Origin of the sequence: Amycolatopsis sp. CA-161197, from assembly GCF_050942255.1 — a bacterium.
GTDB lineage: Bacteria > Actinomycetota > Actinomycetes > Mycobacteriales > Pseudonocardiaceae > Amycolatopsis.
Genome location: NZ_CP192059.1, coordinates 9,232,299 through 9,256,556, shown reverse-complemented (window position 1 = coordinate 9,256,556; position 24,258 = coordinate 9,232,299). Strand labels below are relative to the sequence as shown.

The following is a 24,258-nucleotide window of genomic DNA, read 5'->3' as shown; positions in this document are numbered from 1 at the left end:
CGCCCGTCCGCCACTGGAGAGCAACGAGGCAGGAAAGATGGCCGTTTACGCCGCACCGAACACCGACGGCGCCGTCGTCGACTACGAAACCCGCTACGACCACTACATCGGCGGCGAGTACGTCGCCCCGGCCGGCGGGCAGTACTTCGAGAACCCGACGCCGATCACCGGGAAGACCTTCACGGAGATCGCGCGCGGGACCGCGGCCGACATCGACAAGGCCCTCGACGCGGCCCAGGGCGCCGCACCGGCCTGGGGCCGCACCTCGGTCGAGGAACGCTCGGGCATCCTGCTCAAGATCGCCGACCGGATGGAGCAGAACCTCGAGAAGATCGCGGTCGCCGAGGCGTGGGAGAACGGCAAGGCCGTACGCGAGACGCTCGCCGCCGACATCCCGCTCGCGATCGACCACTTCCGCTACTTCGCCGGTGCGCTGCGCGCCCAGGAGGGCGGGATCTCGCAGATCGACGAGAACACCGTGGCGTACCACTTCCACGAGCCGCTGGGTGTCGTCGGCCAGATCATCCCGTGGAACTTCCCGATCCTGATGGCGGTCTGGAAGCTCGCGCCCGCGCTCGCCGCCGGCAACGCGATCGTGCTCAAGCCCGCCGAGCAGACGCCCGCGTCGATCCACCTGCTGATGTCGATCATCGGCGACCTGATCCCGCCGGGCGTGCTCAACATCGTCAACGGCTTCGGGGTCGAGGCCGGCAAGCCGCTGGCGTCGAGCAACCGCGTGCGCAAGGTCGCCTTCACCGGTGAAACGACCACCGGCCGGCTGATCCTGCAGTACGCCAGCGAGAACATCATCCCGGTGACCGTCGAGCTGGGCGGCAAGAGCCCGAACATCTTCTTCGACGACGTCGCCGCGCAGAATGACGCGTTCTACGACAAGGCGCAGGAGGGCTTCACGCTCTTCGCGCTGAACCAGGGCGAGGTCTGCACCTGCCCGTCACGCGCGCTGATCCAGAGCGGCATCTACGACAGCTTCCTCGGCGACGCCGTGGAGCGCGTGAAGAAGATCCGCCAGGGCAACCCGCTAGACACCGAGACGCAGGTGGGCGCGCAGGCCTCGAACGACCAGTTCGAGAAGATCATGTCCTACATCGACATCGGCAAGCAGGAGGGCGCGAAGGTCCTCACCGGTGGCGACAAGGCCGACCTCGGCGGCGAGTTCTCCGGCGGCTACTACGTGCAGCCGACGGTGTTCGAGGGCGACAACAAGAGCGCATCTTCCAGGAGGAGATCTTCGGCCCGGTCCTGGCCGTGACGAAGTTCGACGACTACGCCGACGCGCTCAAGATCGCCAACGACACCCTCTACGGCCTCGGCGCCGGCGTCTGGTCGCGCGACGGCAACACCGCCTACCGCGCGGGCCGTGACATCCAGGCCGGGCGCGTGTGGGTGAACAACTACCACGCCTACCCCGCGCACGCGGCGTTCGGCGGGTACAAGGCCTCGGGCATCGGCCGTGAGAACCACAAGATGATGCTCGACCACTACCAGCAGACGAAGAACATGCTCGTGTCGTACTCCGACCAGGCGCTGGGATTCTTCTGATGGACGTGTCCCGGGTGGACCTCACCGAGTCTTCGGCCGACCTCCTGCGCAAGCTGGTGGCCGTCCACGGCCCGGTGATGTTCCACCAGTCCGGCGGCTGCTGCGACGGCAGCGCCCCGATGTGCTACCCGCTCGGCGAGTTCAAGGTCGGCGAGCGCGACGTGCACCTGGGCGACCTCGCCGTCGACGGCATCGACGCCGTGCCGGTCTGGATGTCGGGCCCGCAGTTCGAGTACTGGAAGCACACGCACCTCACCATCGACGTCGTCCCGGGCCGCGGCAGCGGGTTCTCCCTGGAGGCGCCGGAGGGCGTGCGGTTCCTGATCAGGTCCCGCCTCTTCAGCGACGAGGAGTCGGCGGCGCTGAACGGCTGAAACAGCGGAGGGGTCGCGTGCGGCCCGGGTCCCGGCCACGACGGCGGGAACCGGGCCGCAAGCGTTTGCTCACGCCGTGAGCCGCCCCGCGACGTCGGCGATCAGGGCGAGCCGGTCGCGCTGGGGCTGGATGAGGGATTCGAGCTGCACGCTCGCCCCGTCCCGGATGTCGGCGTGGAGCGGATCGGGGGTGCCGTCCTCGACCCGGCCGATGTGCCACTCCTCGATGGTGTCGATCCCCAGCTCGACACTCAGCTGGGTGCGCAGCTCGGCCAGCTCACCGGGGCTGTAGGTGAGCTCGGCGCCGACGGTGGCCAGTTTCCGGGCGTGGAGGTGCTCCCAGTTCTCCACGATGGGCCGCGCGTGGTCGTGCGCGTCGAGCAGGCACTTGACCGCGGCTTCCCAGCCGTGCGGCGGGTCGTCGAGGTCCGACCAGGCCCGGCCGATCCGGGCGAAGGCCTCGGCGACCTCGGGCCAGGCGGACGCGGCGGCGCGCAGCACCGGCGTGGCCTCCCGCCGGTAGACCGCCTTCGCCCACAAGGTGCGGGCCACTGCGAACTCGTCGTGGACGAGGCGATGCCGTTCGGTGTCGCTGCTGCCGGGCTCGGGCGCGATGGGCTCCGGCTCGTCGCCGGTGAACTCGGCGAAGTGGAACTTCACCCGGTCGACGGGCTGCCCGCCGACGGTCATCCGCGTGGCCTTGACGAACTTGTCGTGGTGGGGGATCGGGGCATCGTCCCCCGCTTCCGCCAGCACGATCTCCTTCGGCTGCCGCGCTTCCCACGCGGCCTTCTCCGCCCGTACGGTTTCGAGGGCCTGCTCGGCCTCCTGGGCGTGGCGAGCCGCCAGTTCCTCGGCGCTCGGCGGAGCCAGCTCGGCCATCAGCGCGATGATCTCGGCGGGCTGCCCGGTGTGCCACGTTCCGTCCTCGTGGAGGTAAGAGCCCTCGACGTCCGGCTCACACGCGCTGCGGCGACCGTGGAGGAGCGTGCTCTTCAGCGTGGGAGCGTGCCGCTGCCACGCGGCGTGACACCGCGTCGCCTCTTCGGGATCGGTGAAGCAGCAATACGCGACGTCCCACCCCGCGGCGCCCCGCTCGACCGCCTCGTTGCGGACGCGCACAGACGAATGCGGGCCGTAGGGCATCAGTGAAGCGATGTCGTCGCCGGAGCGTCGCGAAGCCCGGGAGGCGCGATCCCGGCGCCACAGTCTCATCGTCGAAACCGTCCTTTCGGCGTGCGGTAGTGCTCCAGGCCACACCCGAAGGTCCCCTCGATCAAGATCAAGGGGCCCGTGTCGCCATCACCCGGCTGAACCCACCGATCGGAGCAGTCGGCCGGGACCGGCTCCGGAGGCGGACAAAAGCACCTGACCTGCGGCGACGCGCATGCTAGCTTCCGAACCGTGACCACACTCGAACTCGCCGGTGTTTTCGTCGGACGGCCCGCCGTGCTCGGGCAGCGGCGCGAGCGGCCGGTGCTCAGCGCGATCGTCAAGGACCGGGTGGCCGCAGCCGAGCTGGAGCTCACGCGGCTGAACCTCGACGGCGACGAGCAGGCCGACCTGAGCGTGCACGGCGGGGTCGACAAGGCGGTCTACGTCTACCCCGCGCAGCACTACGCCGCGTGGGCGGCCGACGGGTTCGACATGGAGCTCGGGGCGTTCGGGGAGAACCTCGCGGTGAGCGGGGCGGACGAGTCCCGAGTGCGCATCGGCGACGTCTGGGAGTGGGGTGACGCGCGGTTGCAGGTGTCGCAGCCGCGGCAGCCGTGTTTCAAGCTGGCCATGCGGACGGGCCGCAAGGACGTCGTGCCGGCGCTCATCGACTCCGGGCGGTGCGGCTGGTACCTGCGGGTGCTTCGGCCGGGTCGCGTGCCGACGTCCGGGGCCGTGCGCGTGGTCGAGTCCGACGCGCAGGCACCGACCGTGGCCGAGGTGCACCTGATCGCCTTCGCCAACTTCGCGCAGCTCGAGCCGCGCATCGCGCAAGCGGGAGTCGAACGCGCGGAGAAGATCCTGGCGACGCCCGCGCTTTCGCCGTCGTACTCCGGGGGCATCCGCTCGTCGGTCGAGCGCTGGCGGCTGCGCAACGCGGGCTGAAAAGGGCCCCTTCCCCGAAGAATCCAGGGAAGGGGCCTTCGTCGAAGAAACTACTTCCAGTCCACCTGCGGCGAACGGTAGAAGCCGATCCCCTGCGCGACCCAGCGCGGCGCCTGCTTCGCCAGCCGGACGCGGTAGGTGTCCCAGTCGCGTCCGGACTGCTGCGACCAGCCGATCTCGGCCAGGCCCGGCAGGCGCGGGAACGCCATGTACTCGATGTTGTCGTTCGTGCGGATGGTCTCCGTCCACAGTGGAGCCTCGACGCCGGAGACGGAGCTCTCGCCGACGCCCGGCACGAGCGTCGCGGGATCCCAGTCGTAGGAGTCCTTGACCTCCACCAGGCCGGCCCAGTCCTGGCCCAGCGGCGTGTCCTCGGTGTACTTCATGTCGAGGTACGCGTGGTTCGACGGCGCCATCAGCACCTTGCCGCCGCGCGCGGCGAACGCGGCGAGGTCGGGGTTCGCGCCGCCCTGGTCCCAGTACTCCGGCATCGCCGTGGCCGGCAGGTCCGACTTCGCGATCTCGTGCCAGCCCGTGATGAGCTTGCCGTACTTCGCGACGAGCGGGTTCACCTTGGCGTAGAAGGCTTTGTAGTCCGGGTCGGACGTCGAGTGCGCCTCGTCGCCGCCGATGCCGAGGTACTTGCCGGGCGTGATGGCGGCCAGCTCGCGGATCACGTCTTCCACGAACTTGTACGTCGTCGGCGAGTCGATGCACAGCGAGCTGTAGCCGACCTCCGTGTCGGTGCGCGGCGGGACCGCGACGCCGTCGCAGTTGAGCTCCGCGTACACCGACTGGGCCGCGTTCGTGTGACCCGGCATGTCGATCTCCGGCACGATCGTGATGTGCCGCGACGCCGCGTAGGCGACGATGTCCTTGTACTGCGCCTGGGTGTAGTAGCCGCCGGGGTCGCCGTACGCGGCGCCCTTGCCGCCTTCGGTCGCCAGGCGCGGCCAGCTCTTGATCTCGATGCGCCAGCCCTGGTCGTCGGCCAGGTGCAGGTGCAGCGTGTTGATCTTGTACTGCGCCAGCTGGTCGATGTAGGTCTTCACCTGCGCCGGGTTGAAGAAGTGCCGTGCGACGTCGAGCATCGCGCCGCGCGTGCCGAAGCGCGGGTAGTCGAGCACCGTGCCGCCCGCGATCGTCCACTTGCGGAACTGCACGCTCTTCGCCTCGATCGCCGAAGGCAGCAGCTGCCGCAACGACTGCACGCCCTCGAACAGGCCGTCGGTGGTGTTGGCCTTCAGCGTCACGCCCGTCTTCGCCACGGACAGCTGGTAACCCTCGGAGCCGACGCGGCTGTCGGCGTGGCCCAGGTCGAGCGAGATGGCCGGCAGGCCGGCGTTCACGGGCACGACGGGAAGCGGATAGCCGGTGGCGGGGCGCAGCAGGCCGCGCAGGTAGTCGGCCACCTGGTTCGTGCCCTTGCCCGCGCGGATCACGGTGAGCGGCGACAGCGTGAAGTTCGCCTTCGGGTCGGCCTTGGCCTGCACGGGCAGCGGGACGATGTCGGTGACGCTGCGTTCGGGCGCGGCGGTCGCGGCCGTCGCCGACGCCGGCAGGCCGAGCGCCGCGAGGCTCAGCACGGTCGCCCCCAGCACGGCTCTGGACAAGCTCTTCCTCACGGACTACCTCCGGTCGGGGAGAGGAGAAGACAGACCCTAAGAGGTATAGACCACTAGGCAGTCCGCGGACAACAGCCGAAAGGATCGCCCGCGGCTCAGTTACCTGCCCTGTCGCCCACCGCCGCGGTTCGGTTCCGGCCACGCGACGTCGTCGATCGCCAGCCACGGCGCCACCGCGACGGCCGCGGGCGTCAGTCCCGAAAACGCCCGCACCTCGTGGTGCAGGTGCGACTGGTCCGCGAACCCGCTCGCCACGGCGACCTCGGCCGGCGCCCGCCCCGCCGCCAGCAGGTGCGCGGCATGATCGAACCGCACCAGGCGAGCAGCGCGTTTCGGCGTGATGCCCAGTTGCGTCCGGAATCGCGCCCACAGCCGGTTGCGGCTCCACCCGACCTCGTCCGCCAGCCCCTCGACGCGCGCCAGCCCCCGAGCCGCCAACGTCCGCCGCCAGCTCTGCGCCACTTCCGGATCGACGCGGCGGGACCCGAGCCGCTGCCTCAGCAGCTCGGCCGCGAGCGCGAACCGGTCGTCCCACGACACCGCCGCACGCAGCCGGTCTTCCCAACGCGCGGCGTCGCGGCCTACGACGTCCTCCAGCGACACCGCCCCGCTCAGCGTCTCCCCGAGCACCGCCGCGGCCACGGCCGGTTCCAGCCGGATCTGCAGGCATTCCCCGATCCGGCCGGCGGCGCGCAGCTCGCCCGGACACAGCCCGACGACGACGCTGCCTCGCCCACGCCGTCCGAAAGCCTCGTAACCGAGGCCGTCGCTGAGGTCCACCAGGACCGTGACGGCCGGGTGCGCCACCATCGCGATGTCGACGGGCGCGGGCACCGCCTGCCGGAACCCGGCCATGCGGACGCCCGGCAGACGTCGCGGCGGGACCGCGATGTCGACGCCTGTCCAGTCGAAGGCCTGCACGTGACCACGCTAGGCGGCGCGGGTCACAGACGGGTAGCCGCGAAGGACAGCAGCAGCTCGCCGGTCTTCGCGGGCTCCTCGACGAGCGGCACGTGCCCGACTCCCGGCAGGTACTCGACGCGCGCGACGGCGTCGTAGTCGTGCGCCGACGACGGGTCCCACCGCGGGTCCGCCGCGCCGAACACCACCAGCGCCGGCACGTCGAGCGCCGCCAGCCGCTCGGGCACGCTCCGCTCGGCGAGGTACGCGCCGTTGTGGTGCAGCACCTGCCGGAACGCGCGGTAGGTCGTCCCGCGAAGCTCGGTGACCATGTCGTCCGGGATGGGCACGGGCCGGGCCATCGTCGCCCCGATCCCGCGCCGGATCACCGTGTCCGACCGCCTCCGCCACAGCAGCGGCCCGAACGGCGGAGCCAGCAGCAGCCGCAGGATCAGCGGCTGCGGCAGGAGCGCGTCGAGCCGCGGGCCGGTGCTGACCAACGCGAGCGAGCCCACCAGGTCCGGCCGCTGTTCGGCCAGCGAGGTGGCGACGTAGCCGCCGCTCGAATGCCCGGCCACGACGACGTGGGCCAGGCCCAGCTCGTCGAGCACCGCCGCCACCCGGCTCGCCTGCCGCGGCACGGCGAACGACGGCGGCGGCGTCGACCGACCGCACCCGGGCAGGTCGACGCGGATGACGTGGTGGCGCTCGGCCAACGCCGGCACCACCTCGCTCCAGGAGCCGCTCGTGGCTCCCGAGCCGTGGATGAGCAGCAACGGCGGCGCGCCGGCCGGGCCGTCCTGGACCACGTGGAGGTAGTCGTTCATACCGGCGACGATGCGCCCGCGCACCGCCGCCCGTCTTGGAGAAATGTCAGCGCCGCAGGACCGCGCGCAACGCGTCGAGCACGCCCGGGTCCTCGATCGTCGACGGCACCGGCTCTTCGCGCCCGTCGGCGATCCCGCGCATGGTCTTGCGCAGGATCTTCCCCGAACGCGTCTTCGGCAGCGCCTCGACCACGTCGACGTCGCGGAACGCCGCCACCGGCCCGACGTCGCGGCGCACCACGGCCACGAGCTCGTCGCGCAACTGGCCCTCGTCGACGTCCACGCCCGCCTTCAGCACCACGAACCCGCGTGGCACCTGACCTTTGAGCTCGTCGGCCACGCCGATCACCGCGCACTCCGCCACGGCCGGGTGCGACGCGAGCGCGGCCTCCATCGACCCCGTCGACAGGCGGTGTCCGGCCACGTTGATCACGTCGTCGGTGCGGCCCATCACGAAGAGGTAGCCGTCTTCGTCGAAGTAGCCGGAGTCGCCGGTGAGGTAGTAGCCGGGGAAACGCGACAGGTAGGCCTCGCGGTAGCGCTCGTCGTCGCCCCACAGCGTGGGCAGCGAGCCGGGCGGCAGCGGCAGCTTGATCACGATCGCGCCTTCGCGGCCCGCCGGCAGCTCGTCGCCGCCCTGGTCGAGCACGCGCACGTCCCAGCCCGGCACGGGTTTCGTCGCCGACCCGGCCTTCACCGGCATCGGCTCCAGGCCGCGCGGGTTGGCGGCGATCGCCCAGCCGGTTTCCGTCTGCCACCAGTGGTCGATCACCGGCGTGCCGAGGATGTCGCTCGCCCAGTGGTAGGTCTCGGGGTCGAGGCGCTCGCCGGCCATGAAGAGCGTGCGGAACTTGGCCAGGTCGTACTTCTTGAGCTCCGCCGCGCCCGGGTCGATCTTTTTCACCGCGCGCAAGGCCGTCGGCGCGGTGAACAGCGCTTCCACGCCGTGCTCGGCGATCACGCGCCAGAACGCGCCGGCGTCGGGCGTGCCGACGGGCTTGCCTTCGTACAGGACGGTCGTCGCCCCGATCAGCAGCGGCGCGTAGACGATGTAGGAGTGCCCGACGACCCACCCGACGTCGGACGCCGTCCACCACGTGTCGCCCGCGTGAATGTCGTAGATCGCGCCCATCGACCAGGCCAGCGCGACGGCGTGGCCGCCCGCGTCGCGCACCACGCCCTTCGGCTTCCCGGTGGTGCCGGACGTGTAGAGGATGTAGAGCGGGTCCGTCGCCTTCACCGGCACGGGGTCGGCCGGCTGCGCGGTCTCGACGAGGTCCACCCAGTCCAGGTCCGTGCCCGACAACTCCGCGGGCGCCCGCTCGCGCTGGAACACCACGACGTGGTCCGGCTGGTGCTCGGTCAGCTCCAGCGCCGCGTCGATGATCGGCTTGTACTCCACCACCCGCGTCGGCTCGATCCCGCACGACGCGGCCAGCACGAGCTTGGGCTTCGCGTCCTCGATGCGCGCGGCGAGCTCCTTCGGCGCGAAGCCGCCGAACACCACCGAGTGCACCGCCCCGATCCGCGCACACGCGAGCATCGCGACGACGGCCTCGGGGATCATCGGCAGGTACAGGATCACGCGGTCGCCCTGCGTCACCCCGAGCGCCTTGAGCGCCCCCGCGAACACCGCCACCTCGTCCCGCAGCTCGGCGTAGGTGTAGCGCCGCTTCTGCCCGGTGACCGGCGAGTCCCAGATCAACGCGGGCTGCCCGCCGCGGCCGCTGTCGGCGTGCCGGTCGAGCGCGTTGTACGCGGTGTTCAGCTCCCCGTCGGGGAACCAGCGGTAGAAGGGCTCGCGCGAGGCGTCCAGGGCCTTCGTCGGTGGCTTCGTCCAGTCGATCGCCCTCGCCGCGTCCAGCCAGAACCCCTCGGGATCGTCCAGGCTGCGCCGGTAGGTCTCGGAATAAGCGCCCACGGTGTCTCCCTCGACAGCGTCACTCGATCCGGTCGGCCGGATCCGTCACTCATGATGGCCCTGGGAAGGGTGTCGTGCAGGTTTCACCACGGTCACGACCCACCGACCCGGCAACCCCGCGAAGGCGGCGTGCGTCCTAAGCTGGACCACGGAGTTCGGCCGCGTGGCGGTATCACGCGACCACGGAGAGTGAGGGGAACCAGGCGGTGAGCGGATTCGCGAGCGCGCTGCTCTCGTTCGCCCACACCCTGTTCGGCCCGGGGTTCTGCCCGGGTGACTGGGTCTGGGCGACGACCACAGCCGGTGCGCTCGTCGCGCTGTTCCCCGCGCTGGGGGCGCTGCTGGTGGCCATCGTGCGCAAGGGCACGGGCAACCGCTACGACGCGACGACGCTCACCGTGTTCGGGTTGATCGGCGTGGTCACCGTGCTGGTGCTGCCGTGGCTGCTGTCCAACGGCATCTCCGAGTCGTTCCGCTCGGTCGCCGCGGGCGGCACCGGCGGGCTGGGCGCGGCCGCGCGGTCGACGCTCGACTCGCCGTACTGCTTCGTCGGCGTGCAGTCGAAGTACCTCGGCGGCGGCCCCAACGTCTTCGAGGCGCTCTTCTACAACAACGGCCTCAAGCTCTCCTACGGTCTCTACCTGCTCGCGTTCATCGTGCTGCCCGTGGGCTCGCTGCTGTTCGTGATGCTGCAGGCGCGCACGGCGTTCCGGCGCGGGCCGAAGTGGCCGTCGCGGTTCTTCTGGATCCCGTTCGTGGTGATGGCGGTGGCGAGCGTCGGGATGACGGCCAACACGGCCGTGCACTTCTGGCTCGGGTTCCTGCCGTTCAGCGTGCTGGGGCTGATTCCGGTGGGCCTGGTCGGGCCGCCGCCGTGGTCGGTGATCAACCGGCCGGAGCCGCGTCCGGAACCGCGGCGGGAGCCGGAGCGTCCGCCGGTTTCGCAGGCCGCGCCACGTCCGCAGCTGCCGCCGCCTCCGCCGCCTCCGGTGAACAAGCCTTACCCGGCCACGGCGCTGGCTTCCGCACCCGAGCCCGGGTTGCTGGCCGCGGCTCCCGGCCCGGTCCCGCCGCCGCCCGGCTCGCGCGGCGCGGGCGGGAGTCGTTATCGGCGCGTCCGCCGGCTCGGTCACGGTGGTTTCGGCACGGTCTGGGAAGCGGTCGACACGCAGCTCAACCGCACCGTCGCGCTGAAGATCGCGCACGCCCCCGACCGCGACACCGCGGAGCGAATGCAGCGCGAGGCCCGTGCGCTGGCCGTGGTGAACCACCCGAACTGCGTGAAGGTGTACGACCTGGTCGAGGAGCCCGACGGCCTCGCGCTGGTCATGGAGTACCTGGAGGGCCGCCCGCTCGCCGAGGTCGTCGACGGCCAGGGCCCCCTCGACGACGTCGCCGCCGGCCGTCTCTGGTCCACGATGGCGGGCGCGCTCGTCGCCGCCCACGAGAAGGGCGTGCTGCACCGCGACATCAAGCCGTCCAACATCGTCCTCGACCCGGCCGGCCTGGCGCACCTCATCGACTTCGGCATCGCCCGCAGCCAGGGCGACTCCAAGATGACCGCCACCGGCATGATGATCGGCACGCCCGACTTCGTGGCCCCGGAACAGGCGATGGGCGCGCAGGCCAGCCCGGCTTCGGACGCCTGGCAACTGGCGGCGACCATCAGCTATGCGCTGACCGGCCAGCCTCCGCGCGGGACTCGCGAAACGCCGATGGCGGCTTTGATGGCGGCGGCGCGGGCTGAACCCGTGTCTCGGTTGCCGATGCGTTCGGCGCACGCGCGGATCTTGGGCGCTTCGCTCGACCCGGAACCACGTCGGCGCCCGACGTTGAACGCCGTGCGGCGTGAGGTGGAGGGGTGGCTGTCTCGCGCCGGGAAGTCTCCGGACGGACCGGTCACCCAGATCGTGCCGCGGCGGCTGCACCACTGAAATTCGGTGGTGCCGGGTGGGATGATCGCGTCATGACGACTTCTCGAAAGGGCTATGGCGCGTAGACCGCCCGCCACCGTCCGGGCCGGGTTGCCCGTGCGACTTCGTCCGTGTCACCGGTTCTCCACGATTCCCGGGTTACCCCGCTGGGTTTTGCTCGACGTGCACCGCGTCGAAGCGACGGTGCTGCATCCCGGCGACGTCGCCGCCGCGCTCCGCGGGCTGCGACGGCACGTCCACAACCCCTGGCGCCTCGAGGTGCACCGCGTCGACGACTGCCTCTGCGGGGAGAACCTGATCCGCTGGACGCTGGAATCGGCCCTCCAAGCCCTGCCGAGTCCCAGTCGCGCAGCCCTGCGATCGCTGATCAGACCGCTCGACGCCGAACTGCGCCGCCGGACCGTGCTCGACTACTCGGCCCCACCCGAATGGCCTTGGTGGCAGCGGCGCAGGCCCCGTGGGGCGCGTGGTCATGGCGCGTAGACCACCGGCGGCGGTCCGTGCCCGGCTGCCGGTGCGGCCACGCGAGAATCGCCCGTTCTCCGCCATCGCCGGCCTGCCCCGGCGGACGCTGGCCGACATCCATCGCGTCGAGGCAACGGAGCTGATCCCGGGCGAAGTGGAGAAAGCACTGCAAAACCTTCGGCGCTATGCCCGCATCGCACACCGTCGCCCGGAGTTTCCTGGGTGCACCCACTGCGCCGGGGCCGACCCCGATATCCGGATCAGCCTGGACCGAGCCCTTCACGCCCTTCCGGCCAGAAGCCGGGCGGCACTCCAGGCGCTGCTCGATCGGCTCGACGAGGAGATCCGCCGCAAGACTTTCCCCGACCCTCACGCACCGCCAGGACCTTGGTGGGATCGGCGGTTCAACGATCTGTACTGACCGGCTTCACCGCTGAAAACTCCAGCCGCTCCTTCGGCCGGTGCTTCACGTCCACCTCTCCGAACCCGGCGGCGGACAGCCTCGCAGGCAGCGTCGAAGCGTCGACCACGTTCATCGTGTCGCCCAGATGCAGCAGCCGGAACCGGAAGCTCAGCTGGCTGTCCGTCCCGCAATAAACCCCACCGGGCCGCAACACGCGGAACGCCTCCGAGAAGATCGAATCCTGCAGGTCGGCCGTAGGCACGTGGTGCAGCATCGTGAAGCACACGACGGCCGAGAAGCGCCCCGCGTCGAAGGGCATGTCCGCGCCGCTGCCTTCGGCAACCTCGGCGCGCGAGCCGAACTCGGAGCGCAACAACCCAGCTGAAGCCGGGTCGATTTCCAGCAACGTCAACCGCGGCACGGCGTCCAGCAGCACGCGCGTCGTGGCGCCGAAGCCGGGGCCGATTTCGAGGACGTCGTCGCCGAGGTCGTACTGCGCGAGCCATGGCGGGAGCACCTGGGCGATCATCGACGCCCACTTCTCGGAGGAGCAGAGGCGGCGGTGGATGAGGTTCATGGGCATGCCTCAAACGGTAGAAATCGCCGCGCGTGTCCGATAGCCGATAGGCTGCCAAGCCATGTCGTCAACCGGTCAAGGCGCGATGCTCCTCGGTGAGCTGCGGTTGCCCGCGGGGGCGTGGTACCCGTGGCACGAGCACCCGGTGCACCAGCTCGTCTGGGCGGCCGAGGGCGTGGTCGCCGTCGGCATCGGTGAAGCGCACTGGGTGCTGCCGCCGACGCGTGCGTTGTGGGTGCCCGCCGGCGTGCCGCACCGGACGGGTGCCGTGGCCAACGCGGAGCTGCGCGGTGTCTACGCGGATCCGCAGAAGTGCCCGGTGGCCTGGGCGCAGCCGCGGATCGTCGCGGTGGGACCGTTGCTGCGGGAGCTGCTGGAGTACCTCACGGGCAACCCGGCGCAGGGGGCCCGCGAACGCGCCGAGGCCGTGGTGTTCGACGTGCTGGAGCCGGTGGACGTCGCGCCGATCGTGGTGCCGTCGCCGGAGGATCCGCGGGCGCGGGACGTCGAGGCGATGGTGCTCGCCGACCGCCGCGGGCTGGCCGAGCTGGGCCGCGCTGTCGGGGCGAGCGAGCGGACGCTGGCGCGCGCGTTCGTGCGCGACTGCCGTATGACGTTCGGGACCTGGCGCACGCAGGTAAGGCTGCGGGCGTCGCTGCCGTTGCTCGCCGACGGTCTGCCGATGACGACCGTCGCGCACCGCGTGGGGTACGCGACGGCGAGCGCGTTCGTCGCGGCGTTCCGGCGGGCGGTCGGAGTGCCGCCCGGGGCCTACTTCACGGCCGCTACCGCCACGAGGGCAACCACATCTCCGCGTTCCATTGGGCGGTCGTGATCGGCACGCCGTTGAGGATCGGCCACAGCCACACGAAGTTCGCCACCACGAGTCCCGTGTAGAGCGCCACGACGAGCAGACCGGTGCCCCGCCGTTCGAACCCGCGCCGGGCGCCGCCGAGGATCTGTCCGAGCACCAGCACGAGGCCGAGCACCAGGAACGGCGCCATCGGCGTGGCGTAGAAGAAGTACATCTGCCGGTCGATGTTCGTGAACCACGGCAGCAGGCCGGCGAAGTAGGCCGTGAGCACGGCGGCGTAGCGCCAGTCGGCGCGGAAGATCCAGCGCCACAGCCCCCAGCCGAGCATCGGCAGCGCGAGCCACCACATCGCGGGCGTGCCGATCAGCATCGTCGCGCCGACGCAGCGTGACTCGCCGCACCCGGTGACGGCGCCGTCGTAGTAGTAGAGCATCGGCCGCAAGCCCATGGGCCACGTCCACGGCTTCGACTCCCACGGGTGCGGGTTGTCCTTGGGCGTCAGCAGCGTTTCGTGGAAGTGCAGGACGTTCAGCGTGTAGTCGCCGAGCGAGCGCAACGCGGGCGGCACCCAGGCGAACAGGCCGGGGTCGATGTCCTTGATCTCGGTGTAGTGCCGGTCCGTGGCCGTCTCGCTGGCGAACCACGCCCAGAACGCGGCCAAGTACATCAGCAGCGGGATCGCGACGATCGCCCACAACGCCGGCGCGACGTCCCGCCGGATCGTCCCCACCCACGGCCGCTCGACGCCCGCCGCGCGCCGCGCCGCGACGTCGAAGAACACCGTGAGCAGGCCGAACGCCGCGATGTAGTACAGCGCCGACCACTTCACGCCGAACGTCAGCCCGATCATCAGCCCCGCGGCGAAGCGCCACCAGCGGAACCCGAGCTTCGGCCCCCACACCGACTCGTTGACCCAGCCCTCGCGCACCGCGACGGCCAGCCGTTGCCGCACCTGGTCGCGGTCGCACAGCACACACGCGAACGCGGCCAGCACGAACAGCGCGATGAAGATGTCGAGCATCCCCATGCGCGACTGCAGGTGCAGCACGCCGTCGCTGATCACGAGGACGCCCGCGATGCCGCCGAGCAGCGTCGAGCGCGTGAGCCGCCGCGCGATGCGGATCGTGAGCAGGATGATCACGGTGCCCGCGAGCGCCGGCATGATGCGCCAGCCCCAGCCGTTGTAGCCGAACAGCCATTCGCCGATCGCGATGAAGTCCTTCGCCAGCGGCGGGTGCACGATGAGCTCGTAGCCGGCGTTGTCCTCGTACCCGCCGTTGCGCAGCATCTGTGCCGCCTGGGGCACGTAGTGCTTCTCGTCGAACACCGGTGTGCCGTGATCGGTGGGCACCCCGAGGTTCTGCAGGCGCACGACGCCGCCGATCACCGTGAGGATCAGCGTGACGAGCCAGCCGCGCAGGCGGTCGGTCGGCATGCCGCGGCCCAGCAGCGTGGCCTCGCGGTCGGTCGGCGGTCGCAGCGCGTCGACCGGGTCCGGCCGCACGCTCTCGTCGTCGGGACGGGTCAGCAGCGCGGTCACGGGGCCTGATACTACGGCCCCGGCCGTTAGGCTCACGTGCATGTCCACTCCGCCCGGCCGGCTCGTCCTGGCCGCCACCCCCCTCGGCGACCCGGGCGACGCGTCGGCCCGCCTGGTCAGCGCCTTGGGCTCCGCCGACGTCATCGCCGCCGAAGACACCCGCCGCCTGCGCTCGCTGGCTTCCGCCCTGGGCGCCACCGTTTCCGGCCGCGTGGTCTCGTTCTACGAGGACGTGGAGACTTCGCGCCTGCCCCAGCTGCTGGAATCGCTGCACTCGGGGTCGACCGTGCTGCTGGTCACGGACGCGGGCATGCCGTCGGTCTCGGACCCTGGTTTCCGTCTGGTCGCCGCTTGCGTCGAGGCGGACATCCCGGTGACCTGCCTGCCTGGCCCTTCCGCGGTGACGACCGCGTTGGCTTTGTCCGGTTTGCCGTGTGACCGGTTTTGTTTTGAGGGCTTCGCACCGCGCAAGCCGGGGGAGCGGGCGCGGTGGTTTGCTTCGCTGGCGTCGGAGCCGCGGACGGTGGTGTTCTTCGAGTCGCCGCATCGGGTGGGTTCGCTTTTGGCCGATGCTGCTTCGGTTTTGGGGCCTTCTCGCCGGGCTGCCGTGTGTCGTGAGCTGACGAAGACGTACGAAGAGGTCAAACGGGGCACTCTGGGGTCGCTTGCCGAGTGGGCTGCTGATGGGGTTCGCGGTGAGATCACCGTGGTGCTGGAGGGTGCGGTTCCTGCTGCGGTGTCCGTTTCGGACCTCGTGGGCGAGGTTTCGGCCCGGGTGGCTGCGGGGGAGCGGCTGAAGGTGGTCGCGGCTGAGGTGGCGGAGGGGGCTGGGGTGTCCAAAAAGGATTTGTATGACGCTGTGGTGGCTTCGCGGAAGTGATGGACTTCGGCTTGTATCGGCGGGCATTCTCGAGGATCTGAACCCGGCTGGTTCGTGGTAGGCCAGGACGCCGCCGCGCAGGCGAATTACGCGAACCTGCTGCGCTCGTCCAGGCTGTTCGGGCACGGCCATCGTGACGAGACGCGCCGTGTCTCGCGGGCTCGGGCTGATATTCACTTGGCGCGGCAAGCAGAACGGATCCGACGCGAGGGGGCACAGTGGACGGTGCGGGTTTGGCGCAGGTCGCGTCGGACGTCGCGAGCCGATTCAGCGAGGTCGATCCCGAAACGCGGCGTGTGATCGTCGAGCGAGTGTGCCGGTTGGCAGTGTCGCGGTGCGGATCGTCGGCCGCGCGGCTCCGCGAAGGACTCGACGCTTTGCGGCAGGGGGACGCGGCGGCCGACCTTCAGGCCGCGGTAAACCGCCTCACGGAAGATCTCGATGTCCGCGCGTGGACCATTCAGGATGAGGTCGACGCCCACCGAGCGCGCGAAGAGGAGTACTTCGCCGCGTTTCGCGCGGCGCGGGCGAGCGCTTCTGTGGGGTTCGCCTTGGCCGGTGCGTTTGAGGATGCGCTGTACGAGGCGTGGCACGCCATCGACGACCGCGATGCGTTCGTGGCAGCCACGACGGACCCGGGCGAACGATGGGTCCGCTAGCCAGTACGGTGAGTCACCGAACCTGGTCCGAACCGGCGATCGGCAGGGCGTTCGAGGCGAATTCGCACGGCGGCCCTTCGACAAGCTCCTGCTCGTCTCGCGATATTCCCAGCTCGGCTTCTTGTCGGATCTGACTATCGAGGAGACCGGCGAGCGGTTCTACGTTGCGCTGAATCGCGATACTCGCTTGGCGCCTCTGGCTACGGTTCTCGTATGACAATCGCCGCCCTGGTTTATCGGTACACCGACGCCGAGCGCGCCGGAACAGTGCCGGCATGGACGGATTTCTCCGACGTCGGCAAGTCGTTCGGCGGCGAGGTGCTGACCCTCGAGGCGTACGAGGAGGTCGAAGGCCGCCACCTCGCGTTCTTGCGGAGGCTCCTCGCCCTGCACTCGGTGGACGAGCTGGAGGTGCGCACGCCGACGGTGCTGACCGATTCGTGGGCGCACCTCCGCTCCGGCCTCCGCTTCCCGGCCGACGACGCACTGGCGATGATCCGCTCGATGTGGCGAGGCAGTGGTCTCGACTGCGCGTTCTCGTCGCCCGAGGGCGTGGTCATCTGGCAGGGTTTCGACTACTACATCGCCGTCGAGGTGCCCGACGCTGCGGCGCTGTCGCTCGCCGGGGAATTCGGCCTGCGCTGGTTCCCCGTGGACCCGTTGCGCCCCGATTTCTCCGACGGCGATGACGGGCCTCTGGCCATCGACCCGGAGTTCTTTGCCCACCTTTCCGTCGCCACGCCGACCGTCGTGCTCGAACGCTGGGCCAGCGGCGAGCTGGGCCGGCAATGGCATGCCGTCGCCGACGAGGCGGACGTTGTCGAACTCCGCCGAGACGTCGAGCCGAACACAGTGCTGGCCGCGTTCGTCGGCGCGCCGCTGGACTCGTTGCCGGAAACGGACGCGCCGGGCCGGATCTGTCACGTGGTCCCGGAACCCGACGGCCCGCCTACCGCCTTGTGGGACAACGACCTGAACCTCGTGTGGTAGCGGTGCTTTCCTTCCCGATGATCACCGCCGACCACCGCTTGAACGAGCTGCGTGACGTCCTCGACCTGATCCCCGGCGAGGGTTTGGTCTGGAGTGTGTTCGAGTTCTACGCCTTCGGCGCCGGGCCGGATGGCACGCCGTTGGACGACTTCGAGGCGCAAGTGCGGGCGAACCCGCTCGGTTACACCTTGGCGTGGCCTCAACTGCTCGAGTTCGCCCGCGGGATCCGCCAGACCGTCGAGTGCGCGCTTGTCGCGGTGGAACGCGCCGAGGACCTGGTCGCCGACGCACCGGAGCGCCGCCTCGGCGAGTTCGTGATCCTGGGCCTCGACTGCACGGCGTGGGAGCTGTCAGGGGCGAGGTTCGGGCCGGAATTGGAGACGCGGTTCCGGGCAGAGTTTCTGTGACGATCGTGGGAAGGTCGAGCCGTGGGCGGAGTTTCCGGACAAGCTGGAGTGACGGGTGGACATCGAAGAGATCGCGCGCGTTCTGCGTGACCGGTACGGAAAGAAGACCGTCGCGGGGCTTTCGGACGGTGAGATCGAGGAGGTCAGCCTCGATCAGGCAACGGAAGAGCTTCCCGGTGAATGGCGGGAGTTCCTGTCGCTCATGGGGCGCCGCACCGGCGGGTTGTTGTTTCAGGACACCGACCTGCTTTATCCGGAGATCCTCGGAATCAAGGCCGAGGCGCTGGACGAATTCCCGTCGCTCCGCAGTCGGGTCGCGTGTGGTGATGACCTCGTTGTGGTCGGGATGTATCAGGATCGCGAGTTCTACGTCATGGGCGGCCCGCACGGGGCCGGCTCCGACGTCGTCCGGTACATCAAAGGCGAAGACCAGCCATGCTATGGGTTTCCGTCGTTCACGGCGTTGCTGCAGTACAAGCTTTCTCTCCTGCCCCGCACCGGAGCCGGGATCGACCACTCCGTCCCCGGCGGACGCCGCGAACCCAAGCCCGAACGGCGGCCGTCCGCCTTTGCCCGGTGGCGGCGAAAGGGGCACCTCTGGTGAGGGAAGCGCCGACGTCGAGCTGGATTTGAGCCGCCAACCGCGGTCCGAACTGCGTGGGGGCCTGCGGTGGAAGGTCAGCACGATCAACGAAATCGAAGATGACGGTTGGGCGGTCGGGATTGAACCTGCGACGAATGAGCGAGTCAGCGACTGCTGCGCTGGATCGGGTATCGCCGGGTTTGGCGGACCGGTTGCGCGCCGTCGACGAGGCGAGTCGGCACGCGGTCATCGAGAGGGTCCTGCCGGTTGCGTGTGTCATGCACGCAGCTGTCCGCCACGGAGATTTCCGGCTGCATCGACGCACTGCGTCGGCGCGTCTTCTCCGCGGCGGCCCGATCCGAAGTCGACCAACTCGCCGAGCAGCTCGACGCACAGGCTTGGGACGTCCAGCATGCCGCGGACCGGGGCTGCGGGGATGCCACGGAGTACCTCGCGGCGTTCCGGAAGGCTCGCGCGAGCGCCGCGGTGGGGTTCACGTTGAGCGGCACTCTGGCGGGCGCCCGCGAGAGCCTGTTCGAGGCGTTTCACGCCGTCGACGATCGTGCGGCCTTTCTCTCTGCGGTGATCGGGTGACAGCTGTCGGCGAGGCTCGAGTGGAGTGGGTTTCGATCACTGGATCGGCAGATCTCAGCTCCGCCTTCGCTCGGACCAGTGCAAGACGGTGGTGGTTTTCTGCGAATGAGCGATACTCGTTAAGAGCTTTCGGCGCGTGGCTAGCCTTTGATCGTGTGGCTCACCAGGGGCCCTAAGCCTCGAATTGTGACGGTTGTCACCGTAGTTCATATGTCCAAAACATCCCATATCAAGCGGTGAGACTGGCTGTCGGCAACCTCAATCTGTGACTTTCGGTGACAGTGGTCGGTTTGCGCGGATGGTGTCGGCGTGTGCATCAACTTCGTGCTTGACCTGGTCGAATAGGGCTGAGGTCAGGGGATTTCGCCAGGATTGGCGATGGCTTGGAATGCGCGTCTTCAGATGGTTGAAGCCTCAACCCTTGCTGGTGGTGTGCTAAACGTGATGCCCGCTCTGGGGTTCTCAAAGCTTGGTCTTGACCAGTGCGAGCGGCCGGCGCGGGTGCCCAAGGTGGGTGGTCGTACCTTCGAATGGACTTTCCGAAGAAGCATTTTCGATTACTGCAGGATTCACCAAATACCCCTAACCGGGCGATGCAATGGATAAATGATCAACGTTTGATAACGGAAATTTCCACTTCGGCCCACAGGCTGTCTCGATTCCGCCATTCGACCCAGTGACCAACAGTGAGGTCGGCAATGTCTGTTTAGTCTGGTTCAAGTGAGGGCGTCGGGAGTTAATCCGTTCGGCCGCTTTCCTCCGGCTCGATGATCGACAAGCCTTCTCCGGGGCGCCACCGGCGTTCGGTGGGTGACGAGGGGATTCTTGCGGTGTCTTTCAAGCTGCGTACGTCCATGCTGAGATCGAGACTCGGTGCTGTCTTCGTGGTGCTGGCCGTGGCAATCGGGGTTTTCCCCGCCACGGCTTTTTTGCGTCCGGCGGCCGCCGACACCCTCACGGCGGTTCCGGACACCGCGGCCGACACCTCTACCGCGGTGCGATTCGCCGAGTTGGGACGCAAAGCCGTTCAGGTGACGGGTGCGACCACCGAGACCGCCGAAACCGTGGCGAACCCTGACGGAACCCTCACCACGACCAACCATGTGCGGCCCGTGCGCGTGCGGAAGAACGGATCGTGGGTCGCTCCGGACTCGACCCTCGTCGCGCAGCCGGGCGCGCTCGCGCCGCGTGCGGCGACCACTGATGTCCACCTCGCGCGGGCGCGCGCAGCGGACACGGCGCCGCCCGATGGCCAGCCGCTCGTCGAACTGACTCGAGACGGCACAAGCGTGGGCCTCGACTGGGTCGGCTCCCTGCCCGAGCCGACGGTCGACGGCAGCATGGCGACCTACGCCGATGTGCTCCCCGGCGTTGATCTTCGCGTGGAAGTGGACGTTGACACCATCCACGAGGTGGTCGTCGTCAAGACCGCCGAGGCAGCCAAGAACCCTGAGCTCGCCTCGCTCGACTTCAGCGTGCCGGTGGAGAACGGCTCGGTCACCAAGGACGCCGACGGCACTCTGCATGCGAAAGACCTGCACGGAGCCGAGAAGTTCACCGCACAACCCGCGGTCATGTGGGACTCCTCGGGCGTCGGCGTCGGCGACGTTGATCTGGTTCGCGGACCGGCCCCGGGCGGACGGCAGGCCGGAGTGGGGGAAGATCTCGCCGGGTCGAAGCTGACGCTGGCGCCCGACCAAGCACTGCTGAACGGCTCGGACACCGCGTATCCCGTGTTCATCGATCCCACCTGGCACGACAACTTCTGTGGTCCCTGCGTTCGCAACCACTACCTCGTGCAGTACGCGTGTGGCAGCGGCAAGACTCCTGGCGACGCCGTCTGGGACTCCGACGATTCCCTGCACGTGGGGTACGTCAACGACCCGAACTCGACGTGCGACGGGACGAATCTGGTCACGGCGCGTTCGTACGTCGAGATGAGCCTGGCCGGTATGGCAGGCAAGAAGATCTACGACGCGAAACTCAGCTTGTCTTTGGCGCAACCAGGTTCCTGTACCGCCAACAACAACATCGTGTGGGCCGGCGCGATCCACTCGGGCCTCAGGTTCGGAAGCGGCCCGCAGTCGCTCCAGACCATCGCGACGGTCGGCGGCTGCCCGACGAACGTGAGCTACAACATCACGTCGACGATCGCCTCGGCGGTGGGCGGCAACGCGTCGACCTGGACGTTCGGCATCCTGTCGCCGAACGAAGGCGACCAGGCGACGTGGAAGCGCTACTCGACGCAGGTCGGGTTCGCGATCACCTACAACTCGCAACCGAACCAGCCCGCCAACCTCGCTCTGTTCAACGGCAGCCAGGCGTTCTCGTGTGTGCAGGGTGCGAACCGGCCGGTTGTCGGGCCCACCAGTACCGGTTACATCACGCGCGCAAACGTGTCCGACCCGGACGGTGCCACGCTGTACGCCGGCTTCCGTGTCTACAACGGGCTTGTCTCGACCCAGAACTACCACTGGGACGGACGGGAGTTCGGGGTCGACAACGTCATCAGCGACGCGAACAAGAACAACCGTAATGCCGCAGTAACCCTTCCCCTCACTGAGATGAACGTCGACGGGTTCTATTCGTGGGACGTGCATTCGACGGACGGCAGGGAAACCTCGTGGTCGGTGCCCTGCGAGGTCGAGGTCGAGCTGAGCCCGCCGGCCGCACCGACGGTGTCGTCCCAGACGTATCCCCGCGGCGGATTCGGTGGTGGGCCGAGTAGGCCCGGCGACTTCACCTTCACTGTGGCCAACTCGCCGACCACTGTCGATCACTACGTCTGGCGTCTGGACAGCACGGTCTCGCCCCTCTGTGACGGCGTCGAACCCGGAACTGTGAAGCCGGCGGCGTTCAACGGCCCTGGCACCTCGACCATCACCCCCGGCATGTCCGGTCCGCACGTGCTCAGCGTCTGGTCGTGCAACCGTGCGAAGACACCCTCGTCGCGAGCGGACTACTCCTTCTCCGTGAAGGACGCAACCGCTCCGGTGGCTTCGTGGCAGCTCGAGGGCGACGGCACTTCCGCTGTGCCTGGCCTGCGGTACGCGGGTGCCGGCGTCCCGAACTTCACGACCGGAAAGGTCGGTCAGGCTGCATCGCTCAGCGGCCAGACCGGCGATGTCTTCGAGACCAGCGCCGGGGTGGTCGACACGAGCAAGTCCTTCTCGGTTTCGGCCTGGGCCAACGCCGGCGAGCTCGGTACGAGCACCCGAACCGTGGTCGCACAGGAGGGCAGCCAGACTGACGGCTTCGCTCTGGAGTATCTGCCCTCAGGTCAGTGGGCTTTCGCGTTGAGCAGCGCCGACACGCCCAGCCCGGCGGTCACGATCGCGACGTCGACGGCGACCGCCCAAACCGGAAGCTGGACACATCTGACGGGCGTCTACGACGCGTCGGCGCACACGGCGACGTTGTACGTCGGCGGTCAGGCTCAGCAGACCGTCAGCGTGTCGGAACCGTCGTTCGGTGAGGCCTTCGTGATCGGAGCGGGGAAGTTCGCCGGTGCGCGAACAACCCCGTTCAAGGGCTCGATCGACGAGGTGTCGGCGTTCGCCCACGCACTCAGTGCCGCCGAGGTCGGCACGCTGTTCGGCAACAACGGCATTCCCACGGGGCTGACCGCGGTGCGCGAGTACCAGCTCGAGGGGAACACCGCGGATTCGACGGGCACCGATGGACGTCTCACGACCAGCGGTGCCAGCCCGTTCGGCGCCGGTTACAGCGACACGTCCGGCCAGTCGGCCACCGAGGATTCGGTGGGCCACACGACCGGCCAGGGTCTCGTGTTTCCTGACGCGGGTTCCGTCCAGACGTCCGGCCCCGTGGTCGATACCTCCCAGAGCTTCACCGTCTCGGCGTGGGTGAAGCCGGCGGACGGCGGGGATCACGCGCTGGTAGTCCAGGAGAGCACACACGCGAACGGCTTCGCGTTGACCATGTCTGCGGACCATTGGGGAGCAGGGGTGGCGGCGGCCGACGTCGACGGCTCGGCGTCGAACATCCGTTGGGCGGTCTCCCCGACCGTACCGAGCACTGGTCAGTGGACGCACTTGACCGCCGTGTACGACGCGGGGGCGGGCAAGGAACTGCTCTACGTCAACGGCCAGCTGTCCGTGCAGACCGCCGTGCCTGCGGGGACGGTCATCCGATCGGCTGGACCGCTGTCGATCGGCAAGGCCAACCCCGGCGGCCAGGTCGCCACCGCGTACTCAGGCTCGATCGACCAGGTGCAGGTGTGGGACCGCCCGCTGCAGGCACCGGAAGTCGCTGGGTTGGCCAACACGCCCGTGCTGCGGGCCGACTACCAGCTCGCCGGTTCGGCGGACGACAGCGTTACCGGAGCGGCAGGCACGGTGTCCGGCGGCGCGAGCCTCACGACCGATGACGACGGTGTCGACGTGGCGCGATTCGGACACAACACCGGTGGGCAGATTGAGGGCCCGCGGCCGGTGAACTTGCACAGCGACCGGAGCTTCACTGTCGAAGCCTGGGTCCGTCACACGTGGACACAAGCGGATGCCGACGCGGAGAAGCTGGTCGACCCGACCGACACCGCCGGGATCGACCGACCTGGCCGCGCCGCCGTCGGGGTCAACTCGTCGGTCTTTTCGCCGTACATGCTGGGCTACCGCGGGGTGAAGGACGCCTCGGGGGTCTGGCGGCCGCGCTGGAGCTGGCTCATGACTGACCAGCGAGCGACTCCGGCGGACGCGGCCGCGTGGTACGCCATCCCGGACGTGGACGCGCAGGACAACGTGTGGACGCACCTGACCGGTACGTACGACGCGGTCTCGCACACTGCGTGCCTCTACGCCACGACGGACGCCTTTCAGTATCCGACGACTTGTACGTCCAATGTGGTCGGAATCGACGGCGCGAGCGATCTCGAAGACCTCTTCCTCGGCCGTGGTCGCTGGCAGGGGCAGGACTCCGACTACTGGTACGGCGACATCCGCGGTGTGCGGATCTACACCGGTGTGCTGGACACCCAGCACATCAACGCCGACGCGATCGTCGACCACCCCTAGCTCACTTCTCCTACCGCTTCTGACGATTGGACAGGTCATCCATGCGTGCTGGCAGAAGATGGGCCAGGGCAG

General features: G+C 69.2%; 20 protein-coding genes and 1 pseudogene. 14 read left to right on the top strand and 7 right to left on the bottom strand.

Features of this window, described 5'->3' with window-relative positions; translation table 11 throughout:
• The first annotated feature begins 37 nt into the window (after window positions 1-37).
• Together exaC and ACQPXB_RS43790 are read left to right on the top strand one after the other, a co-directional pair.
• A pseudogene (exaC, locus tag ACQPXB_RS43795) lies at window positions 38-1,560 on the top strand (acetaldehyde dehydrogenase ExaC).
• Complete coding sequence (locus ACQPXB_RS43790; protein ID WP_386951315.1) at window positions 1,560-1,934, top strand: DUF779 domain-containing protein; 375 nt, start codon at window positions 1,560-1,562, stop codon at window positions 1,932-1,934. Before exaC ends, ACQPXB_RS43790 begins: the two are co-directional and overlap by 1 nt.
• A 69-nt stretch (window positions 1,935-2,003) precedes the next feature.
• Here ACQPXB_RS43790 and ACQPXB_RS43785 read toward each other — a convergent pair whose 3' ends face one another.
• Window positions 2,004-3,149, bottom strand: coding sequence for a hypothetical protein (locus ACQPXB_RS43785; RefSeq protein ID WP_366584641.1), 1,146 nt, complete (start codon window positions 3,147-3,149; stop codon window positions 2,004-2,006).
• 189 nt (window positions 3,150-3,338) lie between these two features.
• Between ACQPXB_RS43785 and ACQPXB_RS43780 the strand changes: the two genes are divergently transcribed.
• A complete protein-coding gene (locus ACQPXB_RS43780) occupies window positions 3,339-4,034 on the top strand; it encodes an MOSC domain-containing protein (RefSeq protein ID WP_366584639.1) in 696 nt (231 codons plus the stop codon).
• 50 nt (window positions 4,035-4,084) lie between these two features.
• On the opposite strand, the gene ACQPXB_RS43775 is transcribed toward ACQPXB_RS43780, so the two are convergent.
• The 4 genes from ACQPXB_RS43775 to ACQPXB_RS43760 all read right to left on the bottom strand — a co-directional run bounded on the left by ACQPXB_RS43775 (window position 4,085) and on the right by ACQPXB_RS43760 (window position 9,307).
• Window positions 4,085-5,659, bottom strand: a complete 1,575-nt coding sequence (locus tag ACQPXB_RS43775; RefSeq protein ID WP_432847824.1) for a beta-N-acetylhexosaminidase — start codon at window positions 5,657-5,659, stop codon at window positions 4,085-4,087.
• Window positions 5,660-5,758: 99 nt separating this feature from the next.
• The gene (locus ACQPXB_RS43770) at window positions 5,759-6,580 is read right to left on the bottom strand and encodes a helix-turn-helix domain-containing protein (protein ID WP_432847822.1); all 822 of its coding nucleotides are present in this window, start codon (window positions 6,578-6,580) and stop codon (window positions 5,759-5,761) included.
• Between the two features lie 23 nt (window positions 6,581-6,603).
• A complete protein-coding gene (locus ACQPXB_RS43765; protein WP_432847820.1) occupies window positions 6,604-7,386 on the bottom strand; it encodes an alpha/beta fold hydrolase in 783 nt (260 codons plus the stop codon).
• A 46-nt stretch (window positions 7,387-7,432) separates the two neighbouring features.
• Entirely contained in the window at window positions 7,433-9,307 is a 1,875-nt protein-coding gene (locus ACQPXB_RS43760; protein WP_386951331.1) for a propionyl-CoA synthetase, read from the bottom strand.
• A 206-nt stretch (window positions 9,308-9,513) separates the two neighbouring features.
• On the opposite strand from ACQPXB_RS43760, the gene ACQPXB_RS43755 reads away from it, so the two are divergent.
• The 3 genes from ACQPXB_RS43755 to ACQPXB_RS43745 all read left to right on the top strand — a co-directional run bounded on the left by ACQPXB_RS43755 (window position 9,514) and on the right by ACQPXB_RS43745 (window position 12,127).
• Window positions 9,514-11,241, top strand: a complete 1,728-nt coding sequence (locus ACQPXB_RS43755) for a serine/threonine-protein kinase (RefSeq protein WP_432847818.1) — start codon at window positions 9,514-9,516, stop codon at window positions 11,239-11,241.
• A 162-nt stretch (window positions 11,242-11,403) separates the two neighbouring features.
• On the top strand, window positions 11,404-11,724 hold the full coding sequence (locus tag ACQPXB_RS43750) for a hypothetical protein (RefSeq protein ID WP_432847816.1): 321 nt from the start codon (window positions 11,404-11,406) through the stop codon (window positions 11,722-11,724).
• Entirely contained in the window at window positions 11,699-12,127 is a 429-nt protein-coding gene (locus ACQPXB_RS43745; RefSeq protein WP_432847814.1) for a hypothetical protein, read from the top strand. The genes ACQPXB_RS43750 and ACQPXB_RS43745 overlap by 26 nt, the downstream gene beginning before the upstream one ends.
• Here the strand turns inward: ACQPXB_RS43745 and ACQPXB_RS43740 are convergent.
• Window positions 12,111-12,692, bottom strand: a complete 582-nt coding sequence (locus ACQPXB_RS43740) for a class I SAM-dependent methyltransferase (RefSeq protein ID WP_432847812.1) — start codon at window positions 12,690-12,692, stop codon at window positions 12,111-12,113. The two genes, ACQPXB_RS43745 and ACQPXB_RS43740, sit on opposite strands and share 17 nt — an antisense overlap.
• A gap of 55 nt (window positions 12,693-12,747) precedes the next feature.
• On the opposite strand from ACQPXB_RS43740, the gene ACQPXB_RS43735 reads away from it, so the two are divergent.
• A complete protein-coding gene (locus tag ACQPXB_RS43735; protein ID WP_432847810.1) occupies window positions 12,748-13,521 on the top strand; it encodes an AraC family transcriptional regulator in 774 nt (257 codons plus the stop codon).
• Here ACQPXB_RS43735 and ACQPXB_RS43730 read toward each other — a convergent pair.
• Window positions 13,472-15,040 (bottom strand): dolichyl-phosphate-mannose--protein mannosyltransferase, encoded by a 1,569-nt coding sequence (locus ACQPXB_RS43730; protein ID WP_432847808.1) that lies wholly within the window; start codon window positions 15,038-15,040, stop codon window positions 13,472-13,474. The genes ACQPXB_RS43735 and ACQPXB_RS43730 overlap by 50 nt on opposite strands.
• Window positions 15,041-15,080: 40 nt before the next feature.
• Here ACQPXB_RS43730 and rsmI point away from each other — a divergent pair, with 40 nt between their 5' ends.
• The 7 genes from rsmI to ACQPXB_RS43695 all read left to right on the top strand — a co-directional run bounded on the left by rsmI (window position 15,081) and on the right by ACQPXB_RS43695 (window position 24,186).
• Entirely contained in the window at window positions 15,081-15,920 is an 840-nt protein-coding gene (gene rsmI, locus ACQPXB_RS43725) for a 16S rRNA (cytidine(1402)-2'-O)-methyltransferase (RefSeq protein ID WP_432847806.1), read from the top strand.
• Window positions 15,921-16,153: 233 nt separating this feature from the next.
• Complete coding sequence (locus ACQPXB_RS43720) at window positions 16,154-16,579, top strand: hypothetical protein (RefSeq protein ID WP_386951346.1); 426 nt, start codon at window positions 16,154-16,156, stop codon at window positions 16,577-16,579.
• Window positions 16,580-16,792: 213 nt separating this feature from the next.
• Complete coding sequence (locus ACQPXB_RS43715) at window positions 16,793-17,569, top strand: hypothetical protein (RefSeq protein WP_432847804.1); 777 nt, start codon at window positions 16,793-16,795, stop codon at window positions 17,567-17,569.
• Between the two features lie 2 nt (window positions 17,570-17,571).
• Entirely contained in the window at window positions 17,572-17,976 is a 405-nt protein-coding gene (locus tag ACQPXB_RS43710) for a hypothetical protein (RefSeq protein WP_432847803.1), read from the top strand.
• Window positions 17,977-18,031: 55 nt separating this feature from the next.
• Entirely contained in the window at window positions 18,032-18,580 is a 549-nt protein-coding gene (locus ACQPXB_RS43705; RefSeq protein ID WP_432847801.1) for a hypothetical protein, read from the top strand.
• A 246-nt stretch (window positions 18,581-18,826) separates the two neighbouring features.
• Window positions 18,827-19,153 (top strand): hypothetical protein, encoded by a 327-nt coding sequence (locus ACQPXB_RS43700; protein ID WP_432847799.1) that lies wholly within the window; start codon window positions 18,827-18,829, stop codon window positions 19,151-19,153.
• 854 nt (window positions 19,154-20,007) lie between these two features.
• Window positions 20,008-24,186: a LamG-like jellyroll fold domain-containing protein gene (locus ACQPXB_RS43695; protein WP_432847798.1), complete on the top strand. Its 4,179-nt coding sequence runs from the start codon at window positions 20,008-20,010 to the stop codon at window positions 24,184-24,186.
• Window positions 24,187-24,258: the final 72 nt, after the last annotated feature.

Coding starts and splice junctions, on each gene's coding strand:
- ACQPXB_RS43790 (WP_386951315.1), top strand. CDS start 1,560: ATGGACGTGTCCCGGGTGGACCTCACCGAGTCTTCGGCCGACCTCCTG.
- ACQPXB_RS43785 (WP_366584641.1), bottom strand. CDS start 3,149: ATGAGACTGTGGCGCCGGGATCGCGCCTCCCGGGCTTCGCGACGCTCC.
- ACQPXB_RS43765 (WP_432847820.1), bottom strand. CDS start 7,386: ATGAACGACTACCTCCACGTGGTCCAGGACGGCCCGGCCGGCGCGCCG.
- ACQPXB_RS43740 (WP_432847812.1), bottom strand. CDS start 12,692: ATGCCCATGAACCTCATCCACCGCCGCCTCTGCTCCTCCGAGAAGTGG.
- ACQPXB_RS43735 (WP_432847810.1), top strand. CDS start 12,748: ATGTCGTCAACCGGTCAAGGCGCGATGCTCCTCGGTGAGCTGCGGTTG.
- rsmI (WP_432847806.1), top strand. CDS start 15,081: ATGTCCACTCCGCCCGGCCGGCTCGTCCTGGCCGCCACCCCCCTCGGC.
- ACQPXB_RS43715 (WP_432847804.1), top strand. CDS start 16,793: ATGACAATCGCCGCCCTGGTTTATCGGTACACCGACGCCGAGCGCGCC.
- ACQPXB_RS43695 (WP_432847798.1), top strand. CDS start 20,008: ATGCTGAGATCGAGACTCGGTGCTGTCTTCGTGGTGCTGGCCGTGGCA.